The sequence below is a fragment of the Symbiobacterium ostreiconchae genome (assembly GCF_055396975.1).
On sequence record NZ_AP042454.1, the window covers coordinates 2,622,397 to 2,637,125 of the forward strand.

Here is a 14,729-nt window from a genome sequence, read left to right on the forward strand (position 1 = left end):
GTCAACCTCCCAGAAGGATTTCGGCCAGGGGCTCCTCCCGGACGGGGCCCACGGCGCCCAGCGCCAGCCGATCCGGGCTGAGCAGCCGTGCGGCGCACTCCCGCAGGTCCGCCGGGGTGAGCCGTGCCAGCTCGGCCGCCAGCCTCTCCGGCGGTTCGCTCCGCCCGAGGCCCAGGCCCCGGCGCCCCAGCCTGAACATATGTGCCCTGGGCGTTTCGGCCCCCATGATGACCCGCCGGATCGCCCGCTTCCGCGCGCGTTCCACCTCCTCGGGCCGTATGTCCCCCCCGGCCAGCTGCAGGAACGCGAGCCGGACCAGCGCCACCGCTTCGGGTGCGTGCTTCGGGTCAACGGCCATGTAGACCGGCAGGAGGCCCGCATCCGTGTTGACCAGTGCGGCGCTGTCCAGCCGGTACGCCCAGCCCCGCTTCTCCCGCATCTCCTGGAAGAGCCGGGAGCCGGTGCCGCCCGCCAGGACGGCGGCCAGCAGCGTGACCGCGGGCAGGTCGGCAGAGGTGGCGGCCACCCCCGGGGCCGCCAGGCAGAGATGGGCCTGCCCCAGCGGCCGCTCCTCCACGGCCAGGGACGGGCAGAAGGCCGGCGGCTCGCCCCGGCCGGTCCGCCCCGCTGACGACGGGACCTCCCGGAACGCCCTGGCCGCCAGGTCGGCCACGGCCTCCTCGTCGAGCGCCCCTGCCACGGCCACCACGGTGTTTTCCGGTGTGTAGCCCAGCCGGTGCAGGCGCCGGAGGGCCGCGGCATCCAGCGCATCGACGGTCTCGGGGTAGCCCAGGATGGGCCGGGCGAGCGGGTGCTCGCCCCAGCACGCCTTCAGGCAGAGCTCGCGCGCCTGGTCCGCAGGGTTGTCGGCGGCGGTGCGCATCTCCTGCCGGATGATCTTCCGCTCGATCTCGACCGCGGATTCCTCCAGGGTGGGGGTGGTGACCATCTCCACCAGGAGGGAGAGGCCCTCGGGAAGGTCCTCCGGCAGCAAATCCATGTAGTAGCAGGTGGCCTCCTTCGTGGTGAAGGCGTTGGCCCGGCCGCCCAGCTCGTCCATGCGCCGGGCCAGGGCGGGGCCGTCCGACCGGCTGGTGCCGCGGAAGAGCATGTGCTCCAGGAAGTGGTGGCCGCCGGCCATGTGCGCCGGTTCGTGGCGGGATCCGGCGCCGACCCAGACGCCCACGCTGACTGTGGCGGCGTAAGGGAGGCGGGCCGTGCAGAGCGTCACCCCCGGCTCCAGGGTGCGGGTGCTGACCTGCTCGGCGATCATGCCCAATCACCGGCCGCGAAGCGCACCTGCGTGGCCGGCGCGTGGTCGTACTCCCGCATGGCCAGTGACCAGAAGCGCTTCAGCTCCTCCGCGGTGAGGTTCTTGTGCTCGATGACCACCTGGTCCAGGGTGTAGCGGTCCCAGTCCCGATGGAGGATCTTCAGCCCCAGGCGCTCGGCGGCGATCTGGATCTTGGATCCGGGGTAGGGCGTCAGGATGCCGAACGGCGTGATGACCTTGGCCTTCTCGGTGCCCATGCTGCGCAGCTCCCGGGCGAAGAGGATGGTCTCCATCACCGTCTCGCGGGTGTCGCGCGGGTGGCCGACGATGAATGAGCAGACCACCTTCATGCCCACCTTCACCGCCGCCTGCACCGCCTGGCGCACCTGCGTCAGGTTGATGCCCTTGCCGATGCGGCGGATCACCTCTTCGTTGCCCGACTCCACGCCGTAGTGGATCTGCCGGCAGCCGCCGTCGTACATGATCCTGAGCAGCTCCTCGTCGACCTCGTCCACCCGGGACTCGCACGCCCAGACGATGTCCAGGTTGTGCTCCTTGATGAGCTGGCAGATGCGGGTGATCTTCGCCCGGTCGCAGGTCACCGTGTCGTCGATGAGGTCCAGCTTCTTCAACCCGTAGGTTTCCACCAGCTCCTTGATCTCGGCGAAGACCAGGTCGGGGTCGCGGTGGCGGGCGGCCCGGCCGGAGAGGGCGTTGGCGTTGCAGAAGATGCAGTTGGCCTCGCAGCCCCGGCCCGTGATGACGGTTCCGGGTACAGGGTAATCCAGCAGGTTCAGGAGGTGGCGCGCCGGGAGGGGGAGGTCGTCGAGCCGGTCGATGAAGGGGCGCAGGGGGTTGATGCGGAAGTCGTCGCCCCGGCCGTAGGCGATGCCGAGGATGTCCTCCAGGCGGCCCCTTCCGTGGGCGAAGTGCTCCACCAGTTCCAGCATGGTGTATTCGCCCTCGAACAGCACCACGGCGTCCATCGGGCTGTCGTTGAGGGTCTCCTTCGGCAGGAAGGAGGCCTGGGGACCGCCCATGACGTACTTGGCGTCCGGCAGGACCTGCTTCAGCTCCCGGCAGAGCTGCAGGGCGTTGTTGTAGTTGAGCGCGTAGGCGGTGAAGCCCACGATGTCCGGCCGGTACGCCTCGGCCAGGGCGATCACCTCCGCGTTGGGGGCGAGCGTGAGGCCCACGTCCTCGATGCGGACCTCATGGCCGTGCCGGAGGAGCACGGCGGCGATGTACGCGAGTCCGATGGGCGGGTGCGTGGCATACGCATCCACGACGCGCCCTCCGATGGTCACGGTCCTGTTCGTCTTGGGATTGATCAGCAGAACCCTGGCCATGGGCGAATCCCTCCTTTACTTGGATGCTGCGGCGCCTGCGCGGTCCCCTGGCCGCGCCAGCGCCTGCAGAACGGTCTGGCTCACCTCCGCCGGATTCTGGCCGGCCTGCAGGAGGTAGGCCGGCGCCCTTTCCAGCAGCCCGTGCAGGGCGGACAGCCTTCGGGAGATGCGTCCGGCCCGGACGCCCTCGGGCTGGAAGAAAGGCTTGACCCCGTCGGCTGCGGCCGGTGCGAGCAGCGCAAAGGCCGTGCGTGCACCGACGGGGTGGACCCGCGAGCGGTCGGCCCGCACGCGGCGGAGCAGGAAAACCGCCGCCGGGGGAACGGGCCTGTCCGCCACCGCCCCGACCTCCCCGGGGGGGATCAGCCTGCGGCGGACGCCGCCCGTGTAGGTGAACGCATCCGGCGCGTCGGGCGCGTACACGGCCACGTGCGGCAGGTACCCATAAAGCAGCCCGTCGGGGTCCAGGAAGACGGTGTCATCGCCGATGAAGGCGGCGCCGTACTGCCGGCAGAGCGCGGCGGCCAGCGTGCTCTTGCCGTGGCCGGATTCACCGAGAAAGAGCAGCCCGCTTCCGTCCAGGGCGACGGCCGCGGCGTGCAGCGGGACGAATCCCCGGCGCTCCAGCCGGTCCGCCACCGCCGACTCCAGCAGCACCCGGGCGAGCTCCAGCAGGGCGCCCGGATCCCGCGCGGCTCCCGTCAGGCACACCCGGTCGCCATCCGGCCGCCGATGCCAGACGGCGCCCGGCGAACAGTACCAGTCCTCATCGCCCTTGGACCAGCGGTCGAAGTCGCCGGCCCGGTCGGCGAGCACCGCCCCTTCGGGCAGGTCCGGCAGGTCGCCCAGCGCGCCCCGGATGGAGACCTCCGGCGGCTCCACGCGCTCGGCGAGATACGGCCGGTGCTCCCTGGCCACCGCCTCCACGAAGGCCGGGTCGCCGCCCACTTCGCAGGGAATGCCGTGGATCGACAGCCGCATGGAAGACCCTCCTTCGCAGGGGCGGTTCAGGTCCGCTCGCAGAGACCCCTGGCTGCCAGCTGGTCGCCGAGCGCCGTGAACTGGCGCCGCGCGTCCTCAGGGGACACGCCGAGCAGGGCTGCAAAGGCCGCCTCCGGGTCCGGGGCGGCGAGGCTCCGGAGGAGAAGCGCACCGGCCGGGCTCAGCTTGTGGAGCCGCCCCGTGACCTGGTGGTAGGCGAACACGCCCTCGGCGGTCTCCACCGGCACCACCCAGGGGTCCGGCCGCAGGGTCACGGCTCCCGCCTCCCCGCAATGAGGGCGTGGCACGCCCGCAGCGTCACCCGCGCCGCGGGCTCCGACTCCGCATCGCCCAGGCCCAGGGCCCTTCGGTACAGCACCCAGCGCTCGGGCGCCGCCTCCCGGAGGTGCCGCTCCGCCCACCGGTGCTGCCACTTGAGGCCGACGTTGAGCTCGCCGGCGCACAGCAGATCGTGGACCGTCATGATTTGGGCGGCCAGGCGCCCAAGCAGCACGGCGTGATCGTAGTGGCCTGCCCGGTAGGCGCCGACGGCGTCGTGGTAGAGCGAGCGGGCCTGAGCCCGGAACTTGTTCAGGGTCAGCTCCGACGGCCGGTAGCTTTGCGCCCGCTCCACCAGCGACCGGCCGACGCCTTCAGGGTCCGCGAGCACCACGGCGCGGCGCAGGCGGGCGGCGGTGAACTGGACGTCGTAGAGGCGCATGCGGAACAACCAGTCCAGGTTCTCCAGCTCCGACTCCAGTTCGGAGAGGGGGAGGTACTCGACGTGGACGGGCACCGGCCCGTCCTCGATGATCTGGAGGCTGCGCACCGAGCGGGTGACGGCCAGGAGGTCCAGGTCCGACGCTGGCGTGGCCAGGTCCTCCACGGCTGACCCGTACGCCAGGACGGCGATCGCCTCGTGCTCCAGGCGGGGCAGCGCCGCCGCGGCGGCTTCTTCAAGCGGCAGGGTGAGTTCGGGCATGAACGGTTCCTCCTCTGGTTGCGGGTGGCCGTCAGGCGGCGGCCAGGGTGTCGAGCCACGCCGCCAGCGCGGACCGGTTCTGTGCCGTGTCCTGACCCATGAGGTAGCGCCAGGCGGGAAGCTGACGCGCCCACTCGCCCGCACGGGCGTAGATCGCCTCGGGAGGCGCGGCGTTGGCGGCAGCCGCCTGGTAGAGGGTCAGGCGGGCCTCGGCCGGCGGAACGGGCTCGATGGACGCCCGGCCGCTCCGCCAGATGCCGGGTATCAGGATGCCCGTCAGGGTGACGGCGGGCGGATCGCCGGAGACCAGGCTCGGCGGGCGGACCAGCCGCTTCTGCCGGCCGTCCAGCGGTGAGACGAACAGCGGCCACTGTTCGGGATCGGAATCGGGGAAGAAGCGTGCGACGGTGTCCCCGGTGAGCCCCATGCGCCTGGGAAGCCCGCTTGCGGTCAGGCTTTCCGGCCGGAGCACCGTCATCTCGTCCGTGACGATCTGCATGCCCGCCGCCGCGCCCAGCAGGCATGCGGAGGTCTTCCCGGCCCCCTTGTGCGCCGGCACGAGGAGGGCCTGTCCGCTTTCGGGGCTCCAGAGCAGCCCCGCGTGCACCACCCAGCGGCCGGAGCGGTTGAGCGCCCGCCGCAGCGCCTGGGTGACCTCCGAACGGACCAGCGGGTACGGATCGACCCCGCTCCGGCAGCAGATGTCCGTCTCCAGGCGCTCAGGCGACCGCACGACCGCGCAGCGGCCCGGCCAGAGCAGAAACTCCCGGTCGCCGGCATACCATTGGCTCATGGGCACGGCCGGATCGGTGAGGATCAGCTCGGCCCCGGCGGGCAGCAGATGGCTCCAGTCGCCGCCATCCGCGGCGGACAGGCGGAGCCGTACCATTTCTGCCGGCCGGTCGTCAGAAGGGAGGGACGGGGGCGTCAGAAACGGGCCGAAGTCTGCGGCGAGGTGTGCGGACACGGCGTCGTCCGCACCCTCGACCTGCACCGCGGCTTCCCAACAGGCAATCGTCAGCCTCATGGCGCCTCCTGCATAATGAAGACGGGGTAGGGCGGTGCCGCTCTGTTCGGTTCAGTTCTCACTTAGCTCAGGATCCAGTTGATCAGGAACTGCCGCTTCACGAGGAACGGGGACTCCTCCGCGGGCAGCTCCTCAACGGCCTCCATCTCGGCCTCCAGAGCCTCCAGGCGCTCCTTCTCGGACATCCGTATCCCTCCTTTCCCAGGGAGGATGATGTTGACCGCTCAGGCTAGCTCAGGATCCAGTTGATCAGGAACTGCCGCTTCACGAGGAACGGGGACTCCTCCGCGGGCAGCTCCTCAACGGCCTCCATCTCGGCCTCCAGAGCCTCCAGGCGCTCCTTCTCCGACATCCGTTCAACCCCCCTTTGCCGCTGGTGTCACCGCCCTACCCCAAGACTGTAACGATATATGTGGCAATAATGATTACACAGACGATTCTGATATTCCTTTTCGCTGACAGATTATATTCTGAGAGCGGAACGCATGGGCCGCAGTGCACGGCGGACGGCGAACTGCTGCAGCCAGATCTGGGTGGCCGGGTCGGCGAAGAAGGCCTCCGCGGCTGCTCTTCCGCGCCTGTAGAGGTCTTCCTTCCCCTCGGCGTCAATGTCGAACTGCGTGGTGCGGTAGGGCGAGGTGTCGATGGGGATCGTGCGGACGTAGTCCTGGTTCTCCAGATCGCTCAGGTCCCGGGCGCTGAGGATCGTGTTCACCATGGCCTGGACCAGCTCGAGGGGCGTGTTGGTCGGCTGCGGCTCGCCGTCTCCGCCGCGCAGGTCGAAGCCGAACGTGGGCACGCAGGCCGGGCCGCCCACGGGCTGGAAGAGATGCACCGGGAAGTTGGAGAGCAGGCCGCCGTCCACCAGGGTCGCCCGGACCCCGCCCGGCAGCTCCAGCCGGTACGGTTGAAAGAAGAAAGGGATGGCCGTGGAGGCGCGGACGGCGTCGGCCACCGGGAAGTCGTAGGGATCGTCCAGCGAGTAGGGCGGGCGGCCCAGGTCGTGGGGAAACACCAGCATGCGCCGGTGGGTCAGGTCGGTCGCCACGATCTGGCAGGCGATCGGCAGGTCGCGGAACGTCACCCGCGGCCGCCCGAGCCGCTGGGACAGCAGCCGGTCCACCTCGGCCAGCAGCTTCTCCCCCTTGAAGATGCCTTCATGGAGCAGCAGGCTGGCGACCTTGAACCCGGAGGCGTCGCCGAAGCTGCGCAGGTCGAGTCCGTGGATGATCTCCCTGAGCGCGCCGGCCCGGTAACCCGCGGCGACCAGGGCGGCCACCAGCGCGCCGGCGGAGGTGCCGGCCACCGCACGCCAGCGCCAGCCCAGCTCCTCCGCGACCGCAAGTCCGCCCACCAGGGCGATGCCCTTTACGCCGCCTCCCTTGAATACGGCCTGTGCCAGACGAACCACGCGCACACCCCCGGGACCCCCGTTCCGGGGTTTTTGCCGCATATTACGCCCCGGCGCCGGCGGAAGTACCGATTCCTTTCCGCCGCGGCGGGAGATACTGTGACCGGGCACCGCAGACCGACATGTCGGGGAGGAAGGCATGTGAAGCAGGGGTTGCGAAGGGCCATGGCAGCGATGACCGCGGTGGCGCTGCTGGCCGTTCTGACGGGTCGGGCCCTGGCGGCTGACGCCGGTGCGCCCTCGTTCCGGCAGCAGGTGGAGGCCGTGCGGGCCGCGGCGCCCGACCTGGTGGCGGCCGCGGGCTCCGACGACCTGGAACGGTTCCGCCGGGCGTTCGACCGGTTCGCCGAAGCCCTGGACACGGTGCTGCCCGCCGTCCGCGCAGAGGATCCGGGCCTGGCTGCGCGCATGGCCAATGCCGGCAGCGCCATCCGGGGGCTGCTCCTCAGCGGCATCCTGTCGGAGGAGGATGTCGCCCGGGAGGTGGCGGTGATCCGCGACGCCCTGGACGAGGCCGTCCAGGCCATGGGCCGCGCTCCCGGGCCGGTTCAGCGGTTCACCGTGGCGGCGCGGGAGTACCGCTTCAGCCCGGATGAGCTGCGGGCGAAGGCGGGCAGGCCGATCGCCGTCCGGCTGGAGAACCGGGGGCGGGTGCCGCACGAGTTCCGCATTCCGGAGCTGAACGTGGTCATCGGGCCTGTGGAGCCGGGGCGCAGCGCGGAGGGCACCTTCACGGTGGAGAAGCCCGGCATGTACAGCTACGAGTGCCATGTGGACGGGCACTACCTGAGGGGCATGCGTGGCCGGCTGGTGGTCGAGTGACCGTCCGGTCGCGCGGTTTGACGGGTTGGCCTTGCCGGGGGCAGTCTTACCAAGAGGGGGGACTGCCCCGCATCATGTGGGTAGGGCCGCCTGTGACGGGGCAGTCTAGCAACCGGTACCGATCGGAGGAGGAAATAGGTCTCGGTGTACGGAATACTTTACCCCAGGAAAACCGGTTCCCATGGCCGCGCAGGCTTTGAACCCGGTCTGCTCCAATCGGAGGTCAACTGGCTTATGAGAGTCGCGGCGGTGATCCCCGCTTACAATGAAGAGGCGACCATCGGATCTGTGGTCTCCGCCTGTACGCAGGTGCCGGAGATCACCGAGGTCATCGTGGTGAGCGACGGCTCGACGGACGAAACAGCCATCCGGGCCCGAGCAGCGGGAGCGACCGTCATCGAACATACGGAAAACCGGGGCAAGGCGGCCGCGATGAAGACGGGCTTCGACGCGACGACGGCCCCGGTGCTGCTCTTTCTGGACGCGGACTTGATCGGCCTCAGCCCCGGCCACCTGCGGGACCTGCTGCAGCCGGTCCTGGCCGGAGAGGCCGACATGAGCATTGGCGTCTTCGGCGACGGCCGGGTCGCGACCGACCTGGCGCAGCTGGTCGCCCCATACCTGTCGGGCCAGCGGGCGGTAAGGCGGGAACTCCTGGCGGACATGTTCGCGGAGGAGCCCGACGCCGACCAGGCCCGGTTCGGCATCGAGGTCGCGCTCACCAAGTACGTGAAGCAGCACGGCTGCCGCGTGGTCGAGGTCGTGCTGGAAGAGATGAGCCACCGGATGAAGGAGGAGAAGCTGGGCCTGGTCAAAGGCGCCGCGGCCCGGCTGAAGATGTACTACGAAATCCTGAAATACGTACAGAAGGGATAATGACATTGCTCGATCTGCACTTCATTCAGGTGAACCTCTATACGTTCGGTCAGCAGCTGATCGACAACCTGATCCCCCTGCTCGTCGCCGCGCTGGCCGGCGGCGTGGTCGGGCTGGAGCGTGAGGCCCACAACCGGCCCGCCGGCCTGCGCACGCACGTGCTGGTCTGTGTGGGGTCGGCCCTCCTCATGAAGGTCTCGCTCGGCATGTACGACATCGTGCTCGCATCGGGCTTCGGCAACGGCGACCCCGGGCGCATCGCGGCACAGGTGGTCAGCGGCATCGGCTTCCTGGGCGCCGGCACGATCATGCGGGAGGGGGCGACGGTTCGCGGCCTTACCACCGCGGCCTCGCTCTGGGTCGTGTCGGCCATGGGCCTGGCGGTGGGCGCCGGCTTCTACGTGCAGACCTTCGTGGCCGTCATCCTGGTGATGCTGACCCTGAAGACGTTGTCGGAGGTGGAGAACCGCTTCTTCTCCCACACGGCGTACCGGTCGCTGGTGGTCCAGGTGACCGACTCGCCCGGTCAGCTGGGCGTCGTCGCCTCCACCTGCGGCCGCTGGGGCTACACCATCAAGAACGTCGCGATGCGCTCCGGTCCCCTGCCGGGCACCATCGAGATCCGCTTCACGGTGAAGCCGGACGGGCGCAACGCGGACATGACCGCCCTCATCGGCGATTTGATGGCCCGGGAAGGGGTCATCTCGGTGACTGAAGAAGACATTTAGAGAAGGCCCGCGGGCGCACTGGGTCCACCAGGGCGCTCGTCGGTTTCTCGTGGCCGCCGCGCCCCCCTCAGGGGTGTTGCGGCGCAAATCTTTGCGCTACGAGGTGAGCCGCCCACATGTCATCGCAGTCCGACTGGCTCGCGCTCATCGATCTCGCCCAGCTGCCCCCGCAGGTTCAGGCCTTTCTCCAGGGCGCCCGTCCGGTGCGCGTGGAGGTGAACCGGCGCAGGCGCAGCGTCGCCGTCCACCTGGCCAGCCCGGTGCGGCTGGCCCTGGACGACCGCCGGGTGCTGGCGGACGCTGTGGCCGAGCAGTGTCTGGGGGGCCTGGCCGCCTCGGTGACGGTGGTGCCGGTGCGGGAGCCCGACCCCCAGGCAGATCCGGCCGAGCGTGTGGGGGAGGCGTGGTCCGAGATTCTGATCCAGCTGAAGCAGGCCCTGCCGCTGGTCAACGGGATCCTGGAGAAGGCCGTCTGGCGGGTGGAAGCCCGGAACCTGGTCCTCGAGCTGCCCACCGCCGCTCAGGCGGAGGTGGTGGAGCAGCGCGGGGTGATCCCCGTCCTGGAGCGGCTGGTCCGGCGGGAGACCGGCTGTGCGCTGCAGGTGCGGGTGACGGCGCGCCCGGCCCCGCGGACTGAGCAGGCGGAGGCCGCCGCTGCGGTGCCCGAGGACCCCTTCGCCGAGGTCGAGGAAGGGGTGCCCCTGCCCGAACCGCCCATCGAAGACCCGGGCTTTGCCGATGCGTACTTCGAGCAGTGGATGCAGCGGCAGTCGGCCTTCGGCAAGAAGGAGGCCGCGGCGGCGCCCCCGCCGTCGGAGGGGCTGCTCAGGGGCCGGGCCATCCCGGCGGACGCGCCGGTCCGGCCCATCCGGACCATCACCGAAGAGGAGAACCGGGTGGTCATCGAGGGGGAGGTCATCGGCCTCGAGAGCCGCGACCTGAAAAGCGGCCGGCAGCTCATCTCCTTCGGGGTGTGCGACCTGCTGCGGGCCGAATCCGGGGATCTCGGCGACACGCTGCCGGTGAAGCTCTTCCGGGATCCGCAGAAGGAACCCGACTACCTGGCGACCCTGAAGAACGGGACGTGGGTGAAGATCCGGGGCAACGTGCAGCTGGACAAGTTCTCCGGCGAGCTGACGATGCTGGCCGACGACGTCGTGGTGGGCAGGCGGCCGGCCCGTGAGGACACCTATGAAGGGCCGCTGAAGCGGGTGGAGCTGCACGCGCACACCACCATGTCGGCCATGGACGCCCTGATCGATCCGGCGGAGCTGGTGAAGACGGCGGTCAGGTGGGGCCACAAGGCGGTGGCCATCACCGACCACGGCGTCGTGCAGGCGTTCCCCGCTGCCAGCGGCGTGAAGGTGCCTGAAGACTTCCGGATCATCTACGGCTGTGAGCTCTTCCTGGTCGACGACGGGGCGGCGGTAGTGCAGCGGCCGCCCGCGGACCTGCCGCTCACCGAGGCGGAGTTCGTGGTGCTGGATATCGAGACGACGGGCTTCTCGCCCATCGGCGACGACATCATCGAGCTGGGCGCCGTGCGCTGCCGGGGCGGAGAGATCCTGGAGACGTTCCAGCGCTTCGTGCGCCCCACCAAGCCGGTCCCGCCCGAAGTGCAGAAGCTCACCAACATCACGCCCGAGATGCTGGAAGACGCCCCGGAGCCGGCGGTGGCCCTGCGGGAGTTCTTCGACTTCGTGGGCGACGCGGTGGTCGTGGCGCACAACGCGCAGTTCGACTACTCGTTCCTGCGCTACCACCGGCAGAAGTACCTGGGCGAGGCGTTTGACAATCCCGTGCTGGACACGCTGACGCTGGCCCGCGCGGTGATGCCCCACATGCGGAGCCACAGCCTGGCGGCGCTCACCAAGGAGCTGCAGGTGCCCCTGGTGGACCACCACCGGGCCGACGCCGATGCGCGGACCGCCGCGCTGGTGCTGGTGAAGCTGCTGGAGCGCGCCGAGGGCGTGGCGACCGTCGCGGACCTCAACTCCCTGAGCAAGGGCATCAACGCCGAGCAGCTCCGGCCGTACCACGCCACCTGTCTGGTCAGGACCCAGGCCGGCATGAAGAACCTCTACAAGCTGATCAGCCTCTCGCACATCGAGTACTTCAACCGCACCCCGCGCGTGCCGCGCACCGAACTGGAGAAGTACCGGGAGGGGCTCCTGATCGGCTCGGCCACCTACGGCGGCCACCTGTTCGATGCGCTGCTCCGGGGCGTGCCGGACGACGAGCTGGAGCAGCTGGCCTCCTGGTATGACTACCTGGAGATCCTGCCCCGGGACTGCCTCTCCTTCCTGCTGGAGTCCGGCCAGGTCAACTCCGAGGAACAGCTGCTCTCCCTCAACCGGCGGATCTACGAGCTGGGGAAGAAGCTGGGCAAGCCGGTCTGCGCGGTGTCGGATGCGCACTTCCTGGACCCCCACCAGCAGATCTTCCGCCGCATCCTGAAGGGCGGCATCGGCTTCCGCGACGAGTACGACGCGCCCTTCTACCTGCGCACCACCCGGGAGATGCTGGACGAGTTCGCCTACCTGGGCGAGGAGGCCGCCTACGAGGTGGTCATCGCGAACCCGAACCAGATCGCGGAGCTGATCGAGCCGGTGAAGCCGGTTCCGGACAAGCTGTTCCCGCCGGTGCTGGAAGGGTCGGAGGAGGAGACCCGGCGGCTCTCGTGGGAGAAGGTAAAGCGGGTCTACGGCGACCCGGTGCCCGAGAAGATCGCCCAGCGGCTGCAGCGCGAGCTGGACGCGATCATCGGCAACGGCTTCGCCGTGTCCTACTACATTTCGCACCTGCTGGTGAAGAAGTCGCTGGAGCTGGGCTACCTGGTGGGCTCCCGCGGCTCGGTGGGCTCGTCCTTCGTCGCCTGGGCGATGGACATCACCGAGGTCAACGCCCTGCCGCCCCACTACATCTGCCCCCAGTGCAAGTACCTGGAGTGGCACGACGACGGCAAGACCGGATCGGGCTTCGACCTGCCGCGCAAGCCCTGCCCCCGCTGCGGCACGGACCTGGACCGGGACGGGCAGGACATCCCCTTCGAGACCTTCCTGGGCTTCAAGGGCGACAAGGTGCCCGACATCGACCTGAACTTCTCCGGCGAGGTGCAGGGCCGCATCCAGAAGTACTCCGAGGAGCTGCTGGGCGGCGAGAAGTACGTCTTCAAGGCGGGCACGGTGGGCACCATTGCCGAGAAGACGGCCTACGGCATGGTCCGGGGCTGGCTGGAGGAGAACAACATCACCGGGGTGCGGGAGGCGCACATCGGGTATCTCGCCCAGGGGCTGGCCGGCGTGAAGCGCACCACCGGCCAGCACCCCGGGGGCATGGTGGTCTGCCCGGTGGGGATGGACATCGAGGAGGTCACGCCGGTTCAGTACCCGGCCGACGACCGGAAGTCCGGCGTGAAGACGACCCACTTCGACTACCACTCCTTCGAGCAGGCCTTGATGAAGCTGGACATCCTCGGCCACGACGACCCGACCATGCTGAAGATGCTGCAGGACCTGTACCGGGAGAAGACGGGCAACCCCGACTTCGACGTCAGGAAGGTGCCGGTGGACGACCCGCAGGTGCTGGCCCTGTTCAGCCCCGGGGGCAACCGGGTGCTGGGCATCGAAGATGGCAAGCTCCAGTTCGACCTGGGCACCATCGTCCTGCCCGAGATGGGCACGCGCTTCGTGCGGCAGATGCTCATGGAGACCAGTCCCCGCAACTTCTCGGACCTGGTGCGCATCTCCGGCCTCTCCCACGGCACGGACGTGTGGACCAACAATGCCCAGGAGCTGGTGAAGCAGGGCATCCCCTTCCAGGAAGTCATCGGCTGCCGCGACGACATCATGGTGCAGCTGATCTACTGGGGCGTCGAGCCCGCCACGGCCTTCAAGATCATGGAGTCGGTGCGCAAGGGCCGGGGGCTCACCCCCGAGATGGAAGAGACCATGCGGGCGTGCAACGTGCCTGACTGGTACATCTGGTCCTGCAAGCAGATCAAGTACATGTTCCCCAAGGCCCACGCCGCCGCGTACGTGCTCTCCTGCCTGCGCATCGCCTGGTTCAAGGTGCACGAGCCGCTGCTCTTCTACGCCGCCTACCTGAGCGTGCGGGCCGGGTCGGTCGACGCCAACCTGCTGGTGCAGGGGCCCGAGGCCGTGCGGCGGTACGTGCAGGAAATCGAGGCCAAGGGCAAGGACGCCACCCCCAAGGAGAAGGACTCCCTCACCGAGTACGAGCTGGTGGAGGAGGCCTTCCTGCGGGGCATCCGGTTCAAGCGGGTCGATCTCTACCGCTCGGAGGCCACCCGGTACCTGATCGACGGGGAGAACACCCTGCTCTGCCCGTTCAACGCGCTGCCCGGTCTGGGCGACAGCGCCGCGCAGGCCATCGTGGAGGCCCGGGCGCAGGGCGAGTTCCATTCGAAGGAAGACCTGAAGAACCGCGCCCGGCTCAACAAGGCTGTCATGGAGCTGCTGGAGAACCACGGGTGCCTGCAGGGCCTGCCCGAGGGCAACCAGCTGGTGTTCGGGTTCTGAAGGGCAGTCACCGCTCACCTCGCTGCCCCGGGCGCGCGAGGCACACACCATGCAGGAGGACCATCATGCAGATCCAACCCCTGCCTTACGACGCCGTTGCCCTGGAGCGGTTTCAACGGGAGGGCCCCTTCATCTGGCTGTGGGAGCCCGAGCGCACGGAGGCCGTGCTGGGCGCCGGCACGCCCGAGACCGACGTGGACCTCGCACGCTGCGCCGCCGACGGCGTGCCGGTGTACCGCCGCCGCGGCGGGGGCGGGGCCGTGGTGCTCACCCCGGGATGCCTGGTGATCACCGCGGCGTACGAGGCGCCCAGGCGGCAGTTTGCCACCCAGTGGATCGGCCCCGTCGCCGAGGCGGTGGCCCGCGCCCTGCGGAGCCAGGGGCTGCGGGGCGCGGCGGTGCGGGGGATGGGCGACGTGGCGGTGGACGACCTGAAGGTGCTGGGCTCCAGCCTGTACGCGAACCGGCAGGTGGCCCTGTATCAGGGCTCGCTGCTGGTGGACCCGGATCTGGACGAGATCGCCCGGTACCTGCCCCACCCGTCCCGGGAGCCCGACTACCGGCGCGGCCGCAGCCACCGGGAGTTCATGACGTCGCTGGTGAAGGCGGGGTGGCGGGGCGATATGGCAGCCCTGCGGGCGGCGCTGGTCGCGGAGCTCGAACGTGTGTAGCGGGCGGGGATTGCGCCGCCGGCAGGAAAGGGTTAGCATTGTGCAGAGTGTCTCGTCGTGGCGGGGTG

Annotated in this window: 14 protein-coding genes; 5 read left to right on the forward strand and 9 right to left on the reverse strand. The window is 69.6% G+C overall.

The genetic code is table 11. The features are described 5' to 3' along the window. Window position 1 precedes the first annotated feature (1 nt). The 9 genes from ACZ5UM_RS12680 to ACZ5UM_RS12720 form a co-directional block, all read right to left on the reverse strand. On the reverse strand, window positions 2-1,273 hold the full coding sequence (locus tag ACZ5UM_RS12680) for a M16 family metallopeptidase (protein ID WP_464844612.1): 1,272 nt from the start codon (window positions 1,271-1,273) through the stop codon (window positions 2-4). Then, the gene (locus tag ACZ5UM_RS12685) at window positions 1,270-2,622 is read right to left on the reverse strand and encodes a B12-binding domain-containing radical SAM protein (protein WP_464844613.1); all 1,353 of its coding nucleotides are present in this window, start codon (window positions 2,620-2,622) and stop codon (window positions 1,270-1,272) included. Before ACZ5UM_RS12685 ends, ACZ5UM_RS12680 begins: the two co-directional genes overlap by 4 nt. Window positions 2,623-2,637: 15 nt before the next feature. Then, window positions 2,638-3,603 (reverse strand): hypothetical protein, encoded by a 966-nt coding sequence (locus ACZ5UM_RS12690; RefSeq protein WP_464844615.1) that lies wholly within the window; start codon window positions 3,601-3,603, stop codon window positions 2,638-2,640. A 26-nt stretch (window positions 3,604-3,629) separates the two neighbouring features. Further along, entirely contained in the window at window positions 3,630-3,878 is a 249-nt protein-coding gene (locus tag ACZ5UM_RS12695; RefSeq protein WP_464844617.1) for a PqqD family protein, read from the reverse strand. Beyond that, the gene (locus ACZ5UM_RS12700) at window positions 3,875-4,585 is read right to left on the reverse strand and encodes a hypothetical protein (RefSeq protein ID WP_464844619.1); all 711 of its coding nucleotides are present in this window, start codon (window positions 4,583-4,585) and stop codon (window positions 3,875-3,877) included. Before ACZ5UM_RS12700 ends, ACZ5UM_RS12695 begins: the two co-directional genes overlap by 4 nt. A gap of 31 nt (window positions 4,586-4,616) precedes the next feature. Next, entirely contained in the window at window positions 4,617-5,612 is a 996-nt protein-coding gene (locus tag ACZ5UM_RS12705) for a hypothetical protein (protein ID WP_464844620.1), read from the reverse strand. 62 nt (window positions 5,613-5,674) lie between these two features. Then, the gene (locus ACZ5UM_RS12710) at window positions 5,675-5,797 is read right to left on the reverse strand and encodes a hypothetical protein (protein WP_464844622.1); all 123 of its coding nucleotides are present in this window, start codon (window positions 5,795-5,797) and stop codon (window positions 5,675-5,677) included. A gap of 44 nt (window positions 5,798-5,841) precedes the next feature. Beyond that, a complete protein-coding gene (locus ACZ5UM_RS12715; protein WP_464844622.1) occupies window positions 5,842-5,964 on the reverse strand; it encodes a hypothetical protein in 123 nt (40 codons plus the stop codon). Window positions 5,965-6,075: 111 nt separating this feature from the next. Continuing rightward, on the reverse strand, window positions 6,076-7,023 hold the full coding sequence (locus ACZ5UM_RS12720) for a patatin-like phospholipase family protein (RefSeq protein WP_464844624.1): 948 nt from the start codon (window positions 7,021-7,023) through the stop codon (window positions 6,076-6,078). Window positions 7,024-7,164: 141 nt separating this feature from the next. Here ACZ5UM_RS12720 and ACZ5UM_RS12725 point away from each other — a divergent pair, with 141 nt between their 5' ends. The 5 genes from ACZ5UM_RS12725 (at window position 7,165) to ACZ5UM_RS12745 (ending at window position 14,661) form a co-directional block, all read left to right on the forward strand. Beyond that, window positions 7,165-7,845 (forward strand): cupredoxin domain-containing protein, encoded by a 681-nt coding sequence (locus ACZ5UM_RS12725; RefSeq protein ID WP_464844626.1) that lies wholly within the window; start codon window positions 7,165-7,167, stop codon window positions 7,843-7,845. A 234-nt stretch (window positions 7,846-8,079) separates the two neighbouring features. Next, on the forward strand, window positions 8,080-8,721 hold the full coding sequence (locus ACZ5UM_RS12730) for a glycosyltransferase family 2 protein (protein WP_464844628.1): 642 nt from the start codon (window positions 8,080-8,082) through the stop codon (window positions 8,719-8,721). Window positions 8,722-8,726: 5 nt separating this feature from the next. Further along, the gene (locus tag ACZ5UM_RS12735; protein WP_464844630.1) at window positions 8,727-9,449 is read left to right on the forward strand and encodes an MgtC/SapB family protein; all 723 of its coding nucleotides are present in this window, start codon (window positions 8,727-8,729) and stop codon (window positions 9,447-9,449) included. A 116-nt stretch (window positions 9,450-9,565) separates the two neighbouring features. Then, complete coding sequence (locus ACZ5UM_RS12740; RefSeq protein ID WP_464844632.1) at window positions 9,566-13,990, forward strand: PolC-type DNA polymerase III; 4,425 nt, start codon at window positions 9,566-9,568, stop codon at window positions 13,988-13,990. Between the two features lie 65 nt (window positions 13,991-14,055). Further along, window positions 14,056-14,661: a lipoyl protein ligase domain-containing protein gene (locus ACZ5UM_RS12745; protein WP_464844634.1), complete on the forward strand. Its 606-nt coding sequence runs from the start codon at window positions 14,056-14,058 to the stop codon at window positions 14,659-14,661. Window positions 14,662-14,729: the final 68 nt, after the last annotated feature.